Genomic DNA, 1,207 nt, shown 5'->3' with positions numbered 1-1,207 from the left:
TACTGCTCGCTGGAGTCGCGGCGGCTCCGGCGCACGCGAATACGCCGGTGGCCTGCTCGGACACGGCCCTGATCCAGGCGATCAACGACTCCAACGCCAACCTGAACGACCACATCCTGGACCTCACGACATACTGCCTCTATACCCTCACCGACGCCGACGGCCAATTGCCGACGATCACCCAGCCGCTGGTGATTCACGGCCACAACGCCACCATCCGTCGCGACCCGGGCGCCACCACCAACTTCCGCATCTTCGAGGTCGGAGGGGTGTCGCTGACCATGGACACCCTGACCGTCATGAACGGCAACGCCATGGGCGTCGGTAACGGCGGCGCGGTGGACCTCGAGACCAATTTCGGGTCCCTGACCACCACCGACGTGAATTTCCAGGGCAACGCGTCAGACTCGGGCGGCGCGATCTTCGCCGGTGCCCGTACATCGCTCTCTCTCACTCGAGGCTTGGTCAACGACAACCGTACTGATGGTGGTGGGGGCGGCATCGGCGTCATCGGATTGGTTCCGGTCTTTCTGGACACGGTGACCGTGACCGGCAACCGCGCGGACATGGGTGGTGGCGCGATCCTCGACTCCACCCAGTTGTCGACCATCATGAACAGCACGTTCAGCCACAACACCGCGGTAGAGGGTGGCGGCGGCATCTTTTCCGCATCCTCCGGCACCCTGGCGGTCACCGGTACCAAGATTGCCGATAACCGGGTCGCTGCCAGCACCGACGGCGGAGGCGGAATCTTCCGGGAAGCGATCTCGGGCGGGAGTGCCACGTTCACCAACTCCACCATCAGCGGCAACACCGTCACCGGCTTCCGCACGGCCGACGGCTCCAGCAACCGAGGCGGCGCAATCCACGCTATCGCCGGCCCCATCACTCTGGACAACACTCAGGTCGCCGGAAACCGACTGATCGGACCCTTCGGCCAGGGCGCCGGCATCGCCGCCGCCGGAGACGTGGTAACGACCACGCTGACGCTGCAGAACGGCACCACCCTCACCCGCAACCTCGCCTCCGGCCGCTACTCCCAGGGCGGCGGCCTCTACACCGACAGCTCCACAAGCGGCGTGACCGTATCGGTGACCGGCTCCCACATCGACGCCAACAAGGTCACCGGCACCGGATCCGTCTCCGGCGGCATCTACAACAGCGGCGGCACCGTCTCCCTCACCAACTCCAGCGTGAACAACAACGT

1 protein-coding gene is annotated in these 1,207 nt (G+C 65.5%); it reads left to right on the top strand.

Going from position 1 to position 1,207, the window contains the following annotated elements:
• Positions 1 to 47 precede the first annotated feature (47 nt).
• A partial coding sequence (locus ABZ845_RS31980) for a hypothetical protein (protein WP_360987078.1) occupies positions 48 to 1,207 on the top strand: 1,160 nt, incomplete at its 3' end.

The sequence above is a fragment of the Streptomyces sp. NPDC047022 genome (assembly GCF_040644155.1).
In the GTDB taxonomy this organism is placed as follows: Bacteria; Actinomycetota; Actinomycetes; order Streptomycetales; family Streptomycetaceae; genus Streptomyces.
This window is presented reverse-complemented; position numbering and strand designations above follow the sequence as displayed.